Origin of the sequence: Acetobacter oeni, assembly GCF_011516825.1 — a bacterium.
GTDB lineage: Bacteria > Pseudomonadota > Alphaproteobacteria > Acetobacterales > Acetobacteraceae > Acetobacter > Acetobacter oeni.
The window spans coordinates 1-1,058 of record NZ_WOTA01000086.1 but is presented as its reverse complement, the minus strand read 5'-3'; the positions used below and the strand labels follow the sequence as shown (position 1 = coordinate 1,058).

The 1,058-nt window shown below is 61.8% G+C and carries 1 protein-coding gene; it reads right to left on the bottom strand.

The genetic code is table 11. The features are described from left to right. Window positions 1–15: 15 nt before the first annotated feature. A protein-coding gene (locus GOB90_RS18660; RefSeq protein ID WP_146893141.1) for an IS630 family transposase occupies window positions 16–964 on the bottom strand; the annotation gives its coding sequence in 2 pieces (ribosomal slippage) (window positions 16–625 and window positions 624–964; 951 coding nt in all). Window positions 965–1,058: the final 94 nt, after the last annotated feature.

Here is a 1,058-nt window from a genome sequence, read left to right as displayed (position 1 = left end):
TAGAGCATAATCCGATCAATCTGGTTCATATCCTGTGGCGGTGAAGCAGGCGGCGGCCTGGCTGTGACAGACATCGTCGATTGCACCGCACACCGCGTCCTGGAGTGCATCGACGGTTCGGGGCGCCACTCGTCTGATCCATGCCTTCATCTTGGCGAAGATGTTTTCGATCGGATTGAAATCCGGACTGTAGGGCGGCAGGAACAGCAGGCGGGCACCGACTGCCTCTACAGCCTCCCGCGCTTCAGCACTCTTGTGTGCCGGAAGATTATCCAGAATGACGACGTCTCCCGGCGACAGCGTTGGAGCGAGCACCTTGCGCGCGTAGGCGGCGAACCATTCACCAGTCATGGGGCCATCCAGCATCATTGGCGCGGTCATTCCGGACAGGCGCAGTCCGCCGATGAACGTCGTGGTTTTCCAATGTCCATGGGGCACAGACATTCGACAGCGCGTGCCACGACGTGACCGCCCCCGCAGGCGGGCCATCTTTGTCGAGACAGCGGTTTCGTCGATGAAGACCAGCCGGCCCGGATCGAGGTCAGGCTGACTGTCGAACCAAGCCTCGCGCCGCTCTGCGACGTCGGGTCGTGTCTGCTCGCTGGCGTGCGCCGTTTTTTTTGACGGTCATGTCGTGACGGTCGAGGCAGCGCCAGATCGTGCTCGGCGCGAAGCGGACCCCATGCTCCGTAGCAAGTTTCTCTGCCAATTCGATAAGGGAAATATCGGCCTTCGTTTCAATCGCAGCCAGCAGGAAGTCCGACCAGGCCTCGACCCGATGCGAGCGACGATCGCCGCCTTGTGTCAGCGCATGGTCGCGGCCGCTGGCGCGCCACTCCGCTACCCACCGGATGACGGTCGATGGAGAAATACCGAAGCGGGAAGCTGCCGCACGGCGGGTCATCCCGGATGCCACAGCGGCAAGCGCGCGCTGGCGAAGGTCGGTGGACAGGGCTCGGGTCATGCATGCCAGCCTCCCGTCCGGCAGAAAGCATGAATCAGATTTCCAGCCCAACGGGAATCCCAAAACGACTCCGTCAGGTCAGATTATGCTCTAG